11 protein-coding genes are annotated in these 14,247 nt (G+C 62.8%); 10 read left to right on the top strand and 1 reads right to left on the bottom strand.

Annotation, left to right across the window (positions count from 1 at the left end; all coding sequences use genetic code 11):
* Positions 1–126: 126 nt before the first annotated feature.
* The 4 genes from H2Q94_RS08685 (at position 127) to H2Q94_RS08675 (ending at position 6,429) form a co-directional block, all read left to right on the top strand.
* Complete coding sequence (locus tag H2Q94_RS08685; RefSeq protein ID WP_243793844.1) at positions 127–1,377, top strand: cytochrome P450 family protein; 1,251 nt, start codon at positions 127–129, stop codon at positions 1,375–1,377.
* Positions 1,378–1,813: 436 nt separating this feature from the next.
* Positions 1,814–2,170 (top strand): transposase, encoded by a 357-nt coding sequence (locus H2Q94_RS30880; protein ID WP_397545446.1) that lies wholly within the window; start codon positions 1,814–1,816, stop codon positions 2,168–2,170.
* A 690-nt stretch (positions 2,171–2,860) separates the two neighbouring features.
* Positions 2,861–3,670: a class I SAM-dependent methyltransferase gene (locus tag H2Q94_RS08680; protein WP_243793843.1), complete on the top strand. Its 810-nt coding sequence runs from the start codon at positions 2,861–2,863 to the stop codon at positions 3,668–3,670.
* A 2,462-nt stretch (positions 3,671–6,132) separates the two neighbouring features.
* Positions 6,133–6,429: a hypothetical protein gene (locus H2Q94_RS08675; protein WP_243793842.1), complete on the top strand. Its 297-nt coding sequence runs from the start codon at positions 6,133–6,135 to the stop codon at positions 6,427–6,429.
* A gap of 94 nt (positions 6,430–6,523) precedes the next feature.
* Here the strand turns inward: H2Q94_RS08675 and H2Q94_RS30875 are convergent, their stop codons facing one another.
* Positions 6,524–7,051, bottom strand: a complete 528-nt coding sequence (locus tag H2Q94_RS30875) for a helix-turn-helix domain-containing protein (RefSeq protein ID WP_397545445.1) — start codon at positions 7,049–7,051, stop codon at positions 6,524–6,526.
* A 247-nt stretch (positions 7,052–7,298) separates the two neighbouring features.
* On the opposite strand from H2Q94_RS30875, the gene H2Q94_RS08670 reads away from it, so the two are divergent.
* From H2Q94_RS08670 to H2Q94_RS08645, 6 genes are all read left to right on the top strand, one after another.
* The gene (locus tag H2Q94_RS08670) at positions 7,299–7,538 is read left to right on the top strand and encodes a DUF397 domain-containing protein (RefSeq protein ID WP_243793841.1); all 240 of its coding nucleotides are present in this window, start codon (positions 7,299–7,301) and stop codon (positions 7,536–7,538) included.
* A gap of 161 nt (positions 7,539–7,699) precedes the next feature.
* Entirely contained in the window at positions 7,700–8,587 is an 888-nt protein-coding gene (locus H2Q94_RS08665; protein ID WP_243793840.1) for a Scr1 family TA system antitoxin-like transcriptional regulator, read from the top strand.
* Between the two features lie 85 nt (positions 8,588–8,672).
* A complete protein-coding gene (locus H2Q94_RS08660; protein WP_243793839.1) occupies positions 8,673–9,542 on the top strand; it encodes an SAM-dependent methyltransferase in 870 nt (289 codons plus the stop codon).
* 1,203 nt (positions 9,543–10,745) lie between these two features.
* On the top strand, positions 10,746–11,843 hold the full coding sequence (locus H2Q94_RS08655; protein WP_243793838.1) for an ABC-three component system protein: 1,098 nt from the start codon (positions 10,746–10,748) through the stop codon (positions 11,841–11,843).
* A complete protein-coding gene (locus H2Q94_RS08650) occupies positions 11,840–12,328 on the top strand; it encodes an ABC-three component system middle component 2 (protein ID WP_309501137.1) in 489 nt (162 codons plus the stop codon). Before H2Q94_RS08655 ends, H2Q94_RS08650 begins: the two co-directional genes overlap by 4 nt.
* Positions 12,316–14,184: an ATP-binding protein gene (locus H2Q94_RS08645; RefSeq protein WP_243793836.1), complete on the top strand. Its 1,869-nt coding sequence runs from the start codon at positions 12,316–12,318 to the stop codon at positions 14,182–14,184. The genes H2Q94_RS08650 and H2Q94_RS08645 overlap by 13 nt, the downstream gene beginning before the upstream one ends.
* Positions 14,185–14,247 lie beyond the last annotated feature (63 nt).

The raw sequence follows: 14,247 nt of genomic DNA, 5'->3' as shown, positions 1-14,247 counted from the left end.
GGTAGCGGCATGCGCGTGGAAACACGTTTATACAGACGTGGAACGCCTGTTGCCTGTTCGTGAACATCGTATGGCTGACCGCTTCGTGAATCCAGCACCGATCAAGGGAAGCAGCTCACCATGAGAATGGACATCGCGGCAGACTTCGGGGCGTTCGGCGAGGAATTCTTCAGGAATCCCCACCCCGTCTACGCGGAACTCCGTGCCCGCGGACCCGTGCACCGTGTACGGGTCCCCGAGGGCGCGGATGTCTGGCTCGTCGTCGGGTACGAGGCCTGCAAAGACACCCTCATCAACCCCACGCTGTCCAAAGACTGGAAACACGCATCTACCGATTTGCCGTTGACCCGGCTGTCCTCCGGCCACAACCTGCTCAGCTCGGACCCGCCGGACCACACCCGGCTGCGCGGACTGGTCTCCAGTGAGTTCACCCCGCGCCGCGTGGAGACTCTCCTGCCGCGCGTGGAAGCCCTGACTGACGAACTCCTCGACACCATGCTCTCGTCGCCCGACGGACGCGCCGATCTCGTCGAGGCCCTCGCCTTCCCGCTCGCGATCGGCATCATCTGCGAACTCCTCGGTGTCCCCTCCCTGGACCGCGGCTCCTTCCGCACCTGGGCCGAACAGGCCCTAAGCAGCCCGGACCGCGACATCCGCCTCGCCGCGACCGGCGCGATGACCGCCTATCTGGTCGGCATGATCGACGAGAAGCGCGGCCGCCCCGGCGACGACCTGATCAGTGCCCTCATCTGCCGCACCACCGACGAGGACGGCGACCGCCTGTCCTCCGACGAACTCATCGGCATGGCCTGGCTGTTGCTGGTCACTGGCTTCGAGACCACCGTCAACCTCATCGCATCGGGTGTCCTCGCCCTGCTCCGCCGTCCGGACCAACTCGCGGCTCTGCGGGCCGACTTCGGCCTCATCGACAACGCGGTGGAGGAGATGCTTCGCTACGAGACCCCGGTCGAGACGACGACGTACCGATTCACCACCGGGTCGGTGAAGATCGGCGGAGTGACCGTCCCGGGGGGTGGTGAGCTGGTGCTGATCGCTCTCGCCGACGCCGGACGAGACGCCGCCCGCTTCCCGGACCCGAACCGCTTCGACATCCGCCGGGCCACGGGCGGCCACCTCTCCTTCGGCCATGGCATCCACTACTGCCTGGGCGCCCCCCTCGCCCGGATCCAGGCGGCGACCGCGATCACCGCACTCCTCGAACGCTGCCCAGACCTGGCCCTGGACTCGGACCCGGCGTCCCTCCCCTGGCGCCAGGGCCTGCTCATACGAGGCCCCCGGATCCTGCGCGTCCGCTGGACCGACGGGGCACCCAAGGAAAGCCAAGCACCTTCGCCGAACGTCACATGCGACACATAGTGGATCTTGTTGTCCTCGCCCCGAATCTTCGCAGGGCAGACGGTCGAGCAGATCTTTTTGGTTCACTAATGGGCAGCGGGGCGGAACTGCTGGCGAGGGTGAAGATCATGTCGCTGCGGCGGGAAAGATCACCAGCGCATTCCGTGGGAGACGGTGCAGACAGCCCGCGCGGCCTGTTACTGCCGGACGGGCACGTCGTCGACGCCAGCTACACCACACCCGAGCACATCACGCGCGCCCAGCAGATCCACGGCATCACCCTGCTTGGCCCGGCCGTACCCGACAACAGCCCCAGGCGCGGGCGAAAACGGGCTTCAGCAAGTCGGCCTTCACCATCGACTGGGAGAACCAGCAGGTCATTTACCCGAACAGGAACCCTTGAGGATCAGCGGGCACGACTACCTCCAGGCCGGTTCGCCGAAGCGGACTGCCGGGTATGCCCCGACCGCACCACGAGATCCAGACCAGAAACCGGCTTGACCAGCAGACCGAGGACTGGCAACGGCGTTACGCGATCCGGGCTGGCATCGTAGCAACGCTCTCCCAGAACGTCCGCGTCCACGGCCTGCGCCGGCCCCGCTACCGCGGCATGGCCAAGACCCACGTACAGCACGTCTTCACCGGCATGGCCTACAACGTCACCCGTGTCGCTGACCGGATCAGCGACCCCGCCACGGGCCCGCCGCCGAATCACCTGCTTTCGGGCCCTCTGCACCACCCTCGGCGTCGCGCAGAGGGACGCAAAGATCACCAAGAGAGTCACGGCATTGGACCGCGCACCCTTCGACCATGAAGCGGACACAAGCGTCGCAATGCCTCCCTCGGCTCGAGCGAAACCATGCCTGAACAGCAGAAATAAAGGATCACGTCGGTTGACATGCAGCTTCTCACACCGGGGCAGCCTGAGCCGTGGGCTGGTGTGATGCCGAGTGCCGACTTGGGACGTATGTCGGCGTGTCCGGCCCGCCCTGTGTTCTCACTCGGGGCCACGGATCCGGTTCTCCGCACAGGTGGTGTTCGCACCACCACGATCAGAAGACACTTCCTCCATCAGTGCCATGCTCCCAAAATGAACGTGTGGGACGCGGCCGAATTAAAGCCGCCGAATTACCAGCCTTGAAGAACTGATGTTGAATAACTGTCCGTCGCACAGCGAGGTGCGGCGCTTCAGCGGTTCTCTTGCGCGATTCACGGAGGAAGAAATAGGTTATTCGATCGTCAGCCGCATTATTGTGATACTGGCTGAACTTAGAAAACCAGCTGACCAACTCTCCACGAAACCCGCACCTGGCATGCCCACCAGGAATCCCCATCTCCGCAATGACCCTGGGGCGGGATTCACCTTCTCCTGCATCCTTCTAGATACCCTCGGAAACACTCGCCCCAAACCAGGGGTGCAGATGGAGCTTGCCAGCACGCATTCCAGTTAGCGCGACCGCCCACCCGCCATTACGGGCTTACAGACCTGAAGGGAATTCTAGGAATGACTGGATTCGACTCTCACGGCACGTTCCAGAAGGCGGCAAACGAGTACACCAAAATCCAGAACGACTTCCCCAAGGTGATACGCGACCCACTGCTGGCCGACATGGCAGTGAAAGAAGGCGACCGGATACTCGATCTGCCCTGCGGGACGGGCGACTCGATCGTCAAGGCGGCGGAGCTCGCAGGACCGACAGGACACGCCCTGGCCATCGACGTCTCCCCCTCCATGATCGAAGAAGCCAAAGAAAATGCAGAGGCTGCAGGAGTCAAGAATATCCAATTCCTCGTTGAGGACATGGATAAAGCCCAGTTCGATGCCGCCGCATACGACATCGTCGTCTCAGCCAATGGACCCTTCTTTGCCTCAGATCTCAAAGCCTTCCTGGTGAAAATGTGGGGCGCCGTCAAGCCTGGCGGTAAATTGGTGCTCATGACCCTGGGGCGCAACTTTCTCACGCCCATCTCCGGCGTCTTCTTGGACTTGGCGCAAAACAAGACTGAAGACCTGCAGGTCTCCATACCCTGGCGCACCACAGAAGACATCCTCTTCTTAAAAACACTCCTCGAAGAGGTGACACACAAGAAGAGAGTCAAGATCACCCATCGGGATGTCGTAATGGATCACAAGACAGCCGACGGAGGCTGGAATCTCCTGATGGGTACCGCATTCAGGAATTACACCCTGGAGATGTCACCAGAGAACCAAGCTGAAATCGAGGCGGAGATAAAGGAGTGGATGCAGACCAACCGCCAGTTCTCTGCGACCTGCAGCTTCAACAACATCATCGTCACCAAAGACGCTACATGAAGTGAAAGCTGTCAACTCTCTCGGCCTGCCCGCCCCCGGGCATTGCATGATGGGGATTGGTCCGGTTTGCAGGTCTCCGTGAGCGACTTGGTGTCATGTCCATTGTGTGGCAAGGGGCCCGGAGAACAGCGCAGGCACGGTGCTGGTGGTCATGTGGTTGTCGAGACCCATGAGAGCCGAGCGAGACCGTGCCTGCCCGAACGTCATCGCCATCCCTTCCGCGCTGGAGCAACTGGGCTCACCTATTGTTTCCCTCACCTCAAACGATGCCACTGGCCTGTAGCGTTCCCTGATCCTGGTCACCGATCCCCGCGATGTGCGGGGACTGCGGTATCCAGCGGTCGCGTTGCTGTGCCTGGCCGCCTCGGCGCGGTGCTAACCGGGGCCCGCTCGCTCATGGCGATCAGCGAGTGGATCACGGATGCCCCGCAGTATGCGCTAGACGAGTAGTTCCAACCAGCCTTCGCACAACCGGCTTTGACCGCGGCCGCGAGAGGAAAACGGGAGGAGCAGGCGGAACCGAACCGACCACAACCACACCGAACACCACCCAACCACCCTCACACCAGTAGATTCTCCATTTCCCCAGGTCACGCCACCGCACAGGCGCCGCTGGGGGTCAAGGGGTCGTGGGTTCGAATCCCGCCGTCCCGACGGTCACGGAAGCCCGCTGATCTAGCACGAAAGTGCAGGTCAGCGGGCTTTTTGATGTTGCAATGGCGATCATGCAGTGGATCTCCCCGGACCGCCCGTACCGATTTTTGGGAGGATTTCGTCCGCGCCCGCGAAATGGGGTCGCGCAGTGGGAGGATTCCCTGGTCACCCAGTCAGGTGATCTTCACAACAACGCCCACACCCACCTACGCCGCCGCACTGCGAACCGAGAACACATGAACCCGACGACCAAGCTCAACGCCGGCCCGCGATCCGGCGTGAATGAAAACCAGACCTGCCCGAGATAAAACACCAGGTCAAGAAGTGTCGGCCCCGCGCACGCGGGGATGGTTCCGCCCTCAACAGCCGCACCGCCCAGGTCATCAGGTCGGCCCCGCGCACGCGGGGATGGTTCCAAGATCGTCATCGACTTCGAAACCACCGGACTGTCGGCCCCGCGCACGCGGGGATGGTTCCCAGGTCGACAAAGACCTGTTCGACCTCTACTTGTCGGCCCCGCGCACGCGGGGATGGTTCGCCGCCCGCCGTCTTGACGGTGGTGGTCGCCGGGTCGGCCCCGCGCACGCGGGGATGGTTCCGGTGTCGCCACCGAGCACGCGGTGTCCTACACGTCGGCCCCGCGCACGCGGGGATGGTTCCCGGGGCGGATACGTTTTCTTCGGTCGGGTCACGTCGCCCCGCGCACGCGGGGATGGTTCCCACGAGTTCGAGCGCGGCGCCCTCAATGACGAGTCGGCCCCGCGCACGCGGGGATGGTTCCCCGCACCCCGAGGACCTGCTGGCGGTGTGGGCGTCGGCCCCGCGCACGCGGGGATGGTTCGACGACCATCACCGTCGGGATGGACTTCGGCAGATCGGGACCGCGCACGCGGGTATGGTTTCGTCTTCTTGCGCTCCATCATGTTCGTGCGGAGATCGGCCCCGCGCGCGCGGGTCGTTCGGTAAGTACTTCTAAACACGAGAACGCGCCGCTAGCTCGATGCTCCGGGCGGGCATTCTAGTGGGCCGCGCTCAGCGGTTGAAAGTGCCGTTTCGACCTCAGGCAGGCCGCCCCAGCGCAGCGGTTCGGCCTTGTCAGAGTTTCCCCGACTCTGCCCCTTCGCCCGGAGGGGCAGAGTTGCAACGAGCGACGGACCCGGTGCCGCTCGCTACGCTCGCACAGCCTCGTTGCACTTCGAACGCCGCATCTCGGTTTCTGACGCGATGGAACTCTTGGCACTGCACTTTCATAGGATTGAAAATTTGCGGTTCTCGACAGAACCCGGACCGCAGGCTCCGGGATATCACCTGAACGACGGGTTTCCCCTCCCGCCGTTTCCCGGATTCACGACGACGGCCGCTGTCGACGCGCGCGTGCTCGTACTACTGGAGGCAGCGCACGGAAGTGCGATAAGGGCCACCGTCAGGTCGGATGCCCTGGACCGGTGGCACAACGAGAGGACTTCAAGCGCCCGGAACAAGCGTTCCGCATGATCAGAAGGAGGATTCGAGTCTTTCCGTCAGGCACCGAGGGTTCAGCTACGCGAACCGGTAGACACGATTTTTACTCCATTGGGGTGACAATCGCAAACAGGAAGCAACGTTGCCAAGAGTGCGGCGCAGTGCAGGTAACGCTGCAAAGTCACCAAACCTGGGGTTCGCGGTTTTCCCGTAAGGGCCTTCCGGTAACGTTGAGGGCACTGAGGTTTATGCGACTCGGTCCGCACCCGGCTCCTCCGGAGCACCGAGGGCCTCGGCGAAGTGAATATGCAAAAAACGCGGCCTCCTGCTGACACAGGAGACCGCGCGTGTCGTTCCACAATCCAGTGAGCAGAGGGGAACAACAACCCATGAGTCTAGGCCGTCGTGGTAATCACACGCCAGACGAAGGCGACCCGGATCACCCGGTCGGTGGCCGGGGAGATGCACGACCGTATCCCCGCGAGATCGCGGGGTTCTGGGATCTCGTCGGCGTGGTACTGGACGACATGTCGCGGACGATGCGGGCGCTGTTGCTGCTCGGCGGAGGTATCACGGTGGTGGGAATTTTCATCACAGTCGTCGATCCAAGCCTGCTGACGCTCGTGCTTCGCAGGGGCCAATGAGCTTAAGCCTGGCTTGATCAGTCGTAGCGCCGGGCGGCCCGCCGACCTTCATGGTTAGCGGGCCGTCCGTGGCTGCGGGCGCTCGTATGACCGGTCATGGATGCGGTCCCCCTGTAGCCGCATTCGTCCGGGGACGCCCTGGGGCACGCAAGCTGACGCCGGCGTTAATCAGCATCGTTCGGATCGTGCAGTGGTCGCGACCGAACTGCTGGGCCAGTTGTCGCAAGCTCGCACCGGCCTGATAGCGCTCTATCAGCCCTGGCGGGAGTGGAGACCGGGTGGAATGCGGTTCGGGAGTCAGGCCAGCTTCACGTAGCAGGGCGCGGATCCTTTGGCGGTGCAGTCCGGTTTGCTCCATGAGTGCCGTCACCGAAGCTCCGCTTCGGTAGCGCTGGGCCAGCTCAGAGCATATGACTTCGTCGCTGGCCCCAATGCACGCACCGCTACGGCTGCGGACCCCGGCTTCGACGAGCAGGCGCCGTACCAGAGCCGGGCGCCGTCCGATCGTTGAAGCAAGCTGCTGGACCGATCGACCACGGTTGAACAGCTCTGCCAATTCCTGGGCAAGCACCTCCCTCCGCCCACCACGCAGGATTGCAGGACGTCGCTGATGTTCGCGCATAACCCTTCCGAATCAAGACGCCAACTCTGTGCTTCGGCAACGGATCCTCCGAGGCGACAGATGGAACCTGCTATCTGCCTGTGTCCTGCACGACACAGCTTCAAGCCTGTTCACGTGAACCTTCTTGTTCATCGGCTCACCCTGCCGCCACACCGTATACCACGATAGCGCGAATGTCCTTGTTTCGAGAATAACCCCTGGCCCAAGCTGTGATCGTCACCCGAGGACGCAACGAGGAGGATGCCACGTGAAGCACACGAAGCAGAATCTCGGCGAAGTGCGATTCGTATCGCACGCTTGGAGGCGGGCACGACGATGCGGCTCGGATGGCGCGAACTGCATCGAGGTCAATTTGGGCAGTGTCGGCGTAGTCGGGCTACGCGATTCGAAACAGGCCGAAGGCGGCCCGATCCTTCAGATCAGCCCCCAGCACTGGTGCGCTTTCCTGCTTGCAGCGGGTGCTGGTCACTACGATCGCGACAGATGAGAGCGATCACTCGACGTGCGCGACAGCACCAAGGCATCTCGATACGTCTAAAAGAGTGAGTTCGCACGCGAGGAGCGCTGCCGACCCAGGCGGGCACCACGCAATGTAATCGCTCCGCTACAGTTGGCTTCTTACGATGACCCTGACGGTAGTGAGGTGACGTGGGCGATTCAGCGACGGCGGCGCGCAAACAACTGGGACGCGCGATCCGCGTAGCCCGTAGCAGTGCCGGGCTCACCCAGGCCGACCTCGCGGAACGCTGCGGCTGGAGCAGAGGACTGCAGCCGAAGATCGGTAAGCTCGAGACAGGCCGACAGAGCTGCACGATCGCTGATGCCCAAGTCTTGGCCTCCTCACTCAAAGTCGACGAGAGCGAAGCCGAGGAGTGGGTTCATCTCGCCAGCCAGACCCGCGAGGCGTCCGAGGAGCACCCGGATGTACCACCGCACTTCCAGGAATACCTACGCGCCGAGCCGCGGGCCAGTGAAGTGCTGAGCTGGCATGTCGAACGAATCCCCGGGATTCTTCAGGCCGAGCCGTACATGCTGGCCATGTTCGAAAGACATCGCCATTCCGAAAAAATCTACGGGCGCCTGCGCGCGCGCCGAAACCGACAGCAAGTGCTGGCCCTGGGGCGGCCGACGTTCAAGATCATACTCAGCGAATCGGCCCTGTGGCGCATGCCCAGCGAGCACCAGTGGCTCGTTCTTGAGCAGCTTCGACATCTGATCACGGTCGCCTACCTATACGAACACGTACATCTACACCTCATGCCGTTCACCGTGCCCATGCTCGACATCCCGCAGGACTTCACCATCTTGCGGGGCGTTGTCGCTACCGAGCCTGGAGTACGCAAGCGCTGGGGACGCACCAAGCACGACCCGAACGGTGACTTCGTGTACTTCGAGGATGGCCGTTATCACCATGCTTCCGAGGCAGTCTCCAAACGCGAACACGACTGGCGTGACCTGCATTCACAGGCTCTATCCCGTCACGATACCGTCGCATTCCTCGACCAGATGATCGAGCGGAGGCGTGCCGCGCCCTAGCTGATCGCCCCACCCGCCCGGCGATGAACCTCACGCGGTGATCACTATAGTTGATCTTGCTAGTGGGGTCAGCGGAGGAGCCAGCATGACCGAGCCGGAACACCAAGAATTTGCCCCGATAGAGTTGGACCTGAGCCGACCGAGCGTTGCGCGCGTCTACGACTACTACCTCGGCGGTGAAGCGAACTGGGAGATCGACCGACAGTTCGCCGCCTCGGTCGTTGACGAGTTTCCCTCACTACCGCGGATCGCTCGAGCCAACCGTCTGTTTCTGCATCGAGTGGTGCGCCATCTCACGCGGTTAGGAGTTCGGCAGTTCGTCGACATCGGCAGCGGGCTACCGACGATGGGCCATGCCCACCAAATCGCCGAGCAGATCGACTCCAGCGCCCGCGTGGTCTACGTGGACTGCGACCCCGTAGCTGTAGCCCACTCCCGTTTACTGCTCGACCGCGCCGAGGACCCCAACCGACACGCCGTGATCGACGCGGACCTGCGCGATCCGGACCGGCTGTGGCAACGCGTCCTGGGAACCAACGTCATCGATGAACGCGAGCCCGTCGCCTGTCTGTTGATAGCAGTCCTACACCTCCAGCAGACTAACGACCGTGGCGACGAACTCGGCCCGGCTGCGGTTGCCCGGCTTCGTGAACTACTGCCATCCCGCTCTTATCTAGCAATCTCACACGTCACTGACGACGGTGTTCCCGAGCACATTCGCTCCAGTCTCACCGAACTAGAATACCGGTACCGGCAGGCAGGACACCCAATCTACCTCCGCACCCGCGACGAGATCGAATGCTTCCTGGGCGAGTACGCACCCATTTCACCTGGACTGTGCTGGACACCCCGTTGGCATCCCGAAGAGACACAGGCCACCAGACACGAGCTCGACGCGTTCGACAACGCCGCCGAATCTGCGATCTGGGCAGGCGTAGGCCACAAACCGATGTAAGCCGTAAAAACTACGGCCAATGAAAGAGCGAACGGCCCGAGCTACATGTCCGACGATTTCAAGCAGGGCCACCCGTTGACTGAAGACCTGGTAGGGCCGTCGGAACTGGCAAGGTCCGATCGTCAGTCCGTGGCCGCACCGGCCTATGGCTTCAGCAGGTCATCGACCCGACACGACAGCTCCTAACCACATCTGGTCAAGTCCCACCCCCAGCGCCGACAACGGCCGTCCACAGCCCCATGATCACCAAACCGAGTCTTTCTCGACACCGATGAGTCTGTCTACGAATGGCCTCACACGGTCGTGAATCGACGTGTGCTGGAGACCGATGAACATGTCCGAATCGTGCTTTCGTCCGAGATAGTCGCACCGCCAGGTGAGGTCATGACCGACAAAGTCGGTGTCATCACCGGCTACCTTGAACTCCGCACCACCGGCGCATCAGATGCTCTCTCACCGTCGAGGTGCGCTGCACCGCTTCCGACCAGTGGTCTCGGATCACCACCGCAGAAGTGCAACTACACGCCCCCTTCGACCACGAAGCCGCACACCACATCCTCACTCCCACCGACATGCACCCAGCAAACCTTCACCCCAGAGCCACATTCGGCTATGGCGCCTCTGAACAGCGCAAACGAGTAAGACGACCTCTACCGTGTCAAGGTAGCTGTCGGCATCGCCCTGACCTGCATAGACACGACTTCAGCAGGTCAGGGCGGTGCGGCTCAGAGACACCCACACCCGTTCAGCGCGGTTCAGTGCGCTTGGCGCCTCCCAATTTCCTCCCATACGCCGCCTCCCACTAGGCGGTTTGCCGCACAGCTTTGAACACGAGTCCTTGCCAAAATTCGCCTCTTGCGGCACGGGCGCACCTTCGCTCAGTCGTAGATCGCCCATCGTGCCGGCTCCATGCCCCGCTCGAACGGACCAGTGCGCCCAGTAGATTGTCTGGTCGCCGCCCGCCCTGGATCGGTCAGGCCCAGCTGTGCCGGTCACTCACGCCCCACCACTGTCGCCCGACGTGCCCAGACGCGGCGCCCGCCCGGCTCATGATCTTCGATCCGACTGAGCACCCTCGGATCAGTCCACCTGCCATCTGCCAGTCGTGTACGTGCCACCCATCGAAATACGCACCCGCGCACACCCTGTCCCGGATAGGGTGAGCAGCCGATCAGGAAGACGGAGGCAGGGCTTAGCGTGGCAATGGCGAAGCAGCAGGTAGACGAGCGGGCGGCGCTCACCGAGATGCCCTTACCTGCTGATTCGACCCCGGCTGTGGCCTTGGACGGTCCCCCGATCCCGCCGGTGGGCCGCATCCGGTTGTACTCACCCGACGAGTGGGAAGAGTTCATCCGCGAGTGGGCCACCGCCATCAAGGAGGACTACGTCCAGATCAAGTTGCTCGGCGGAGCGGGCGACAGAGGTACGGACATCGTCGGGTTCAAGACCGACCGACAGTTCGAGGGGCCGTGGGATTGTTTCCAGGCCAAGCACTACGACAAGCCACTCAGCTTCTCTGACGCCGCGGCCGAGATGATCAAAGTCTTCGTGGCAGCGCTAGATGGGGTGTACCGCCTGCCCCGCACCTACCAGTTCCTGGCACCCAGAGGGTTATCGACTCAATTCAACATGATGATCAGTAATCCGACCGCGCTACGCGAGAACTTCCTGGACTTGCTCGGCAAGGGCAAGGCTCCTTCTGTTAAGGCGCTGGCCCGACCCATCCTTGACGCGGTAAGGGCTCTTGCGGCGGAGACCGACTTCGCCATGTTCAGGTCGGTGGAGGTGCTGGATGCGCTGACCACTCACAGCCGGACTCGCTGGCACACGGCCCGGTTCGCCACGGCACTTCCTGAGCGCGGTGACAGCAAAACCCCTCCAGAGGAATACGCACCCGAAGAAGCACGCTACTTGCAGCAGTTGCTAGCCGTGTATGCGGAACGCGCACCGGACAAGATCACTACTCTGGATTCCGTGGCCAACGTCCCCAAGCTGGACAAGCACCTGCAGCAGCAACGAGTGCGGTTCTTCCGGGCAGAATCACTCAAGGCGTACTCCGTCGGGGCGGTGCCGCCGGGCACCTTCGAGAAACTTCAGGGCGACATCCACGCCGGGGTCATTGACATAGCCCAAGACGACCATCCGGACGGCTACACGAGGCTGGGCCAGGTACTGACGCAGGTGGGCAGCCTCGACCTCAACCGGCACAAGCTCATCGGCGTGACCGAAATCGACGACCGCAAGGGCGTCTGCCACCAGCTCGCCAATGACGACCGGCTGACCTGGATGGAGGAGCCGTGAGACCTCCACTCAACGGCCCCTTGGAGTACGGGGTCCGGGTCCTGGTAATGCTGACCGAGGCGTATCCGGAGCAACTGGATATCAACCACTTGGTTCTGCTTGACCACTGCGTGCTGCACACTGCCGAACTCGGCGGGCCACCCAATATTCATCCTTCCCACGCCCTACACGCCGGAGAGTTGGGTGTGCGGCGCGCGAACGTCAACGAGGGGCTGCGGGTGATGCTGCGCGCCGGACTGATCGACATGCGCACGTCGAGCACTGGCCTCCGCTACGAGGCCGGCGAGGAAGCGCACAGCTTCATCTCCTCACTCGCGTCGAGCCACATAGCCGAGCTGCGCAACCGCAGCCAATGGGTGGTCGAGCAGTTCGGAACATTGTCCGAGGAAGAGATCCGGGAGCAGACGGCGGCAATCGTCAGCAGCCGCCCCGGGGACGGCGACACCAGCGACAGTGAGAGGGGGACCGGCACATGGAGCGGCTGAACCTGTCGCATCTGACGTTCATCGGGCCGTCGGTCAGCCCGGCTACCGTGGAGTTCGGGCCCAATCTCACCCTTGTCCGCGGGCCGTCGGACACAGGGAAGTCGTACATCGCCGAGACCATAAACTTCATGCTGGGCGGGAAGACGCTATACAAGATCCCGGAACAGGAGGGCTACGACGCAGTTCTGCTCGGCATCCGTCTACCCGATGCTGAACAGGTCACCCTGTACCGAGCTACCAAGGGCGGCGGCTTCCGACTCTACGGCGGAGATCATCGTGCTTACCCGCTGCCCGCCGAGCACGAACCGCTGGCGGCAAAGCACAGCGGCAAAGACTTCAAGAACCTCTCACACTACTTCCTGAGCCAAGTCGGCTTGGACGAGAAGGTCGTCCGCAAGAACGCCGCCGGGGGCACGGTCTCCCTGAGCCTGCGCATGCTGGCTCCCCTGTTCCTGGTGGACGAGACCAAGATTCAATCCAAGATCGCACCCGTAGTGACGGGGCAGTTCACCACCGGCACCACGGAGATCTCCACCTTTCGCCTGCTCTTACAGGGTGAAGATGACTCCGCGGTCGAGTCGGGCGAGTCGGAGACCGCACAGCGCCGGTCCAAGGTCGCCAAGCACGACGTCATCGACACGCTACTGGCCGAGCTGCGTGAACAGCTTCAGACAGACGAGACCCTTCAAGCGGTCAACGACCGTCTCGGCCGCCTGCAGTCCACGGTCAACGCGTCGACCGACTCCATCGAGCAAACCGCCGCCGCGAGGCAGCAATGGGGACACACGCTGTCCAACAGCGAACGACTCGTCACCGCGGCGCGCCGCAGTCTCGCCGAACTCGACGCCCTTGAAGCCCGGTTCACGCTGCTGTATGAGCAATACACCTCGGACCTGGCTCGACTGGAGGCCATCGCCGAAGCCGGGTCCTTGCTGGGCTACTTCACACCCGGCGACTGCGTATTCTGCGGTGCCGAACCCGAGCATCAGCACCTCAGCGAGGACTGCGCCGACGACACGACCGCGTTCGCCGCGTCCGTGCGTGAGGAGCAACGCAAGACGACCGCTCTGCGCGAAGACCTGCTCCATGCCATCAGCGGGTTGCGTACCGACCGCGCGGAAAAGGGCCAACGCCTTCAGACCTACACCGACCAGGCTGCCCACGCACGCTCGGCGATCGCGCGGCTAGATAGCGAGCTCGGCCCTCAGCAACTCGAGCTGCGCGAGTTGATCAACTCGTCGTCGCAGCTCGAGCGCGATGCAGAGACCATCCGCCGCATCCAGCGCCTCGAAGCCCTCCGTGCCGAAGTCGATGCAGAACCGAAGCCGGACACGATGGAATCCACCGCCGGCTTGCAACGCAGCGCCGTCAACGACCTGTCACATCTGATCGCGGCCCGGCTACGGGCCTGGGGCTTCCCCGACGCCGACAACACCAGCTACAGCTTCGAATCCCAAGACATCGTCTCGGGCAACCAGCTTCGCGCCGCCCACGGCAAGGGCGTCCGCGCCATCCTGCACGCCGCGTTCACCATCTCGCTGGCCCAGTACTGCCTCGACAACGACCTGCCTCATCCTGGTTTCGTCGTGCTCGACTCACCCTTGGTCGTCTACCGGCCACCAGACCCCAACGCCGAACCAGACAACAGCGACGATGTCCTCGACACCACAACCCTCGCGGGCCGGTTCTTCGCTGACATCCAAACGAACTTCACCGGCCAGATCATCGTGCTGGAGAACGAGAACCCGCCGGACGGACTGAAGCCTAGGTCTCAGGACGTCTCCTTTACCAAGAACACTGGCCGGGGTCGCTACGGCCTGTTCCCACACAGCCAAGCCAGCGGAGACACGACATAGCCAATCGTTCACGCAGCCGAGGAAGCCGTCCATGCATGGTGACACGCCACGCTTGCCCTTCAG

This window comes from Saccharopolyspora gloriosae, from assembly GCF_022828475.1.
GTDB lineage: Bacteria > Actinomycetota > Actinomycetes > Mycobacteriales > Pseudonocardiaceae > Saccharopolyspora_C > Saccharopolyspora_C gloriosae_A.
Note: the sequence above shows the minus strand (reverse complement) of the source record. Positions and strands in the feature narration are given on the sequence as shown.

Excerpts from the sequence above, each read along its gene's own strand:
- H2Q94_RS08685 (WP_243793844.1), top strand. The coding sequence starts at position 127 with ATGGACATCGCGGCAGACTTCGGGGCGTTCGGCGAGGAATTCTTCAGG.
- H2Q94_RS08655 (WP_243793838.1), top strand. The coding sequence starts at position 10,746 with ATGGCGAAGCAGCAGGTAGACGAGCGGGCGGCGCTCACCGAGATGCCC.
- H2Q94_RS08680 (WP_243793843.1), top strand. The coding sequence starts at position 2,861 with ATGACTGGATTCGACTCTCACGGCACGTTCCAGAAGGCGGCAAACGAG.
- H2Q94_RS08660 (WP_243793839.1), top strand. The coding sequence starts at position 8,673 with ATGACCGAGCCGGAACACCAAGAATTTGCCCCGATAGAGTTGGACCTG.
- H2Q94_RS08645 (WP_243793836.1), top strand. The coding sequence starts at position 12,316 with ATGGAGCGGCTGAACCTGTCGCATCTGACGTTCATCGGGCCGTCGGTC.
- H2Q94_RS30875 (WP_397545445.1), bottom strand. The coding sequence starts at position 7,051 with ATGCGCGAACATCAGCGACGTCCTGCAATCCTGCGTGGTGGGCGGAGG.
- H2Q94_RS30880 (WP_397545446.1), top strand. The coding sequence starts at position 1,814 with ATGCCCCGACCGCACCACGAGATCCAGACCAGAAACCGGCTTGACCAG.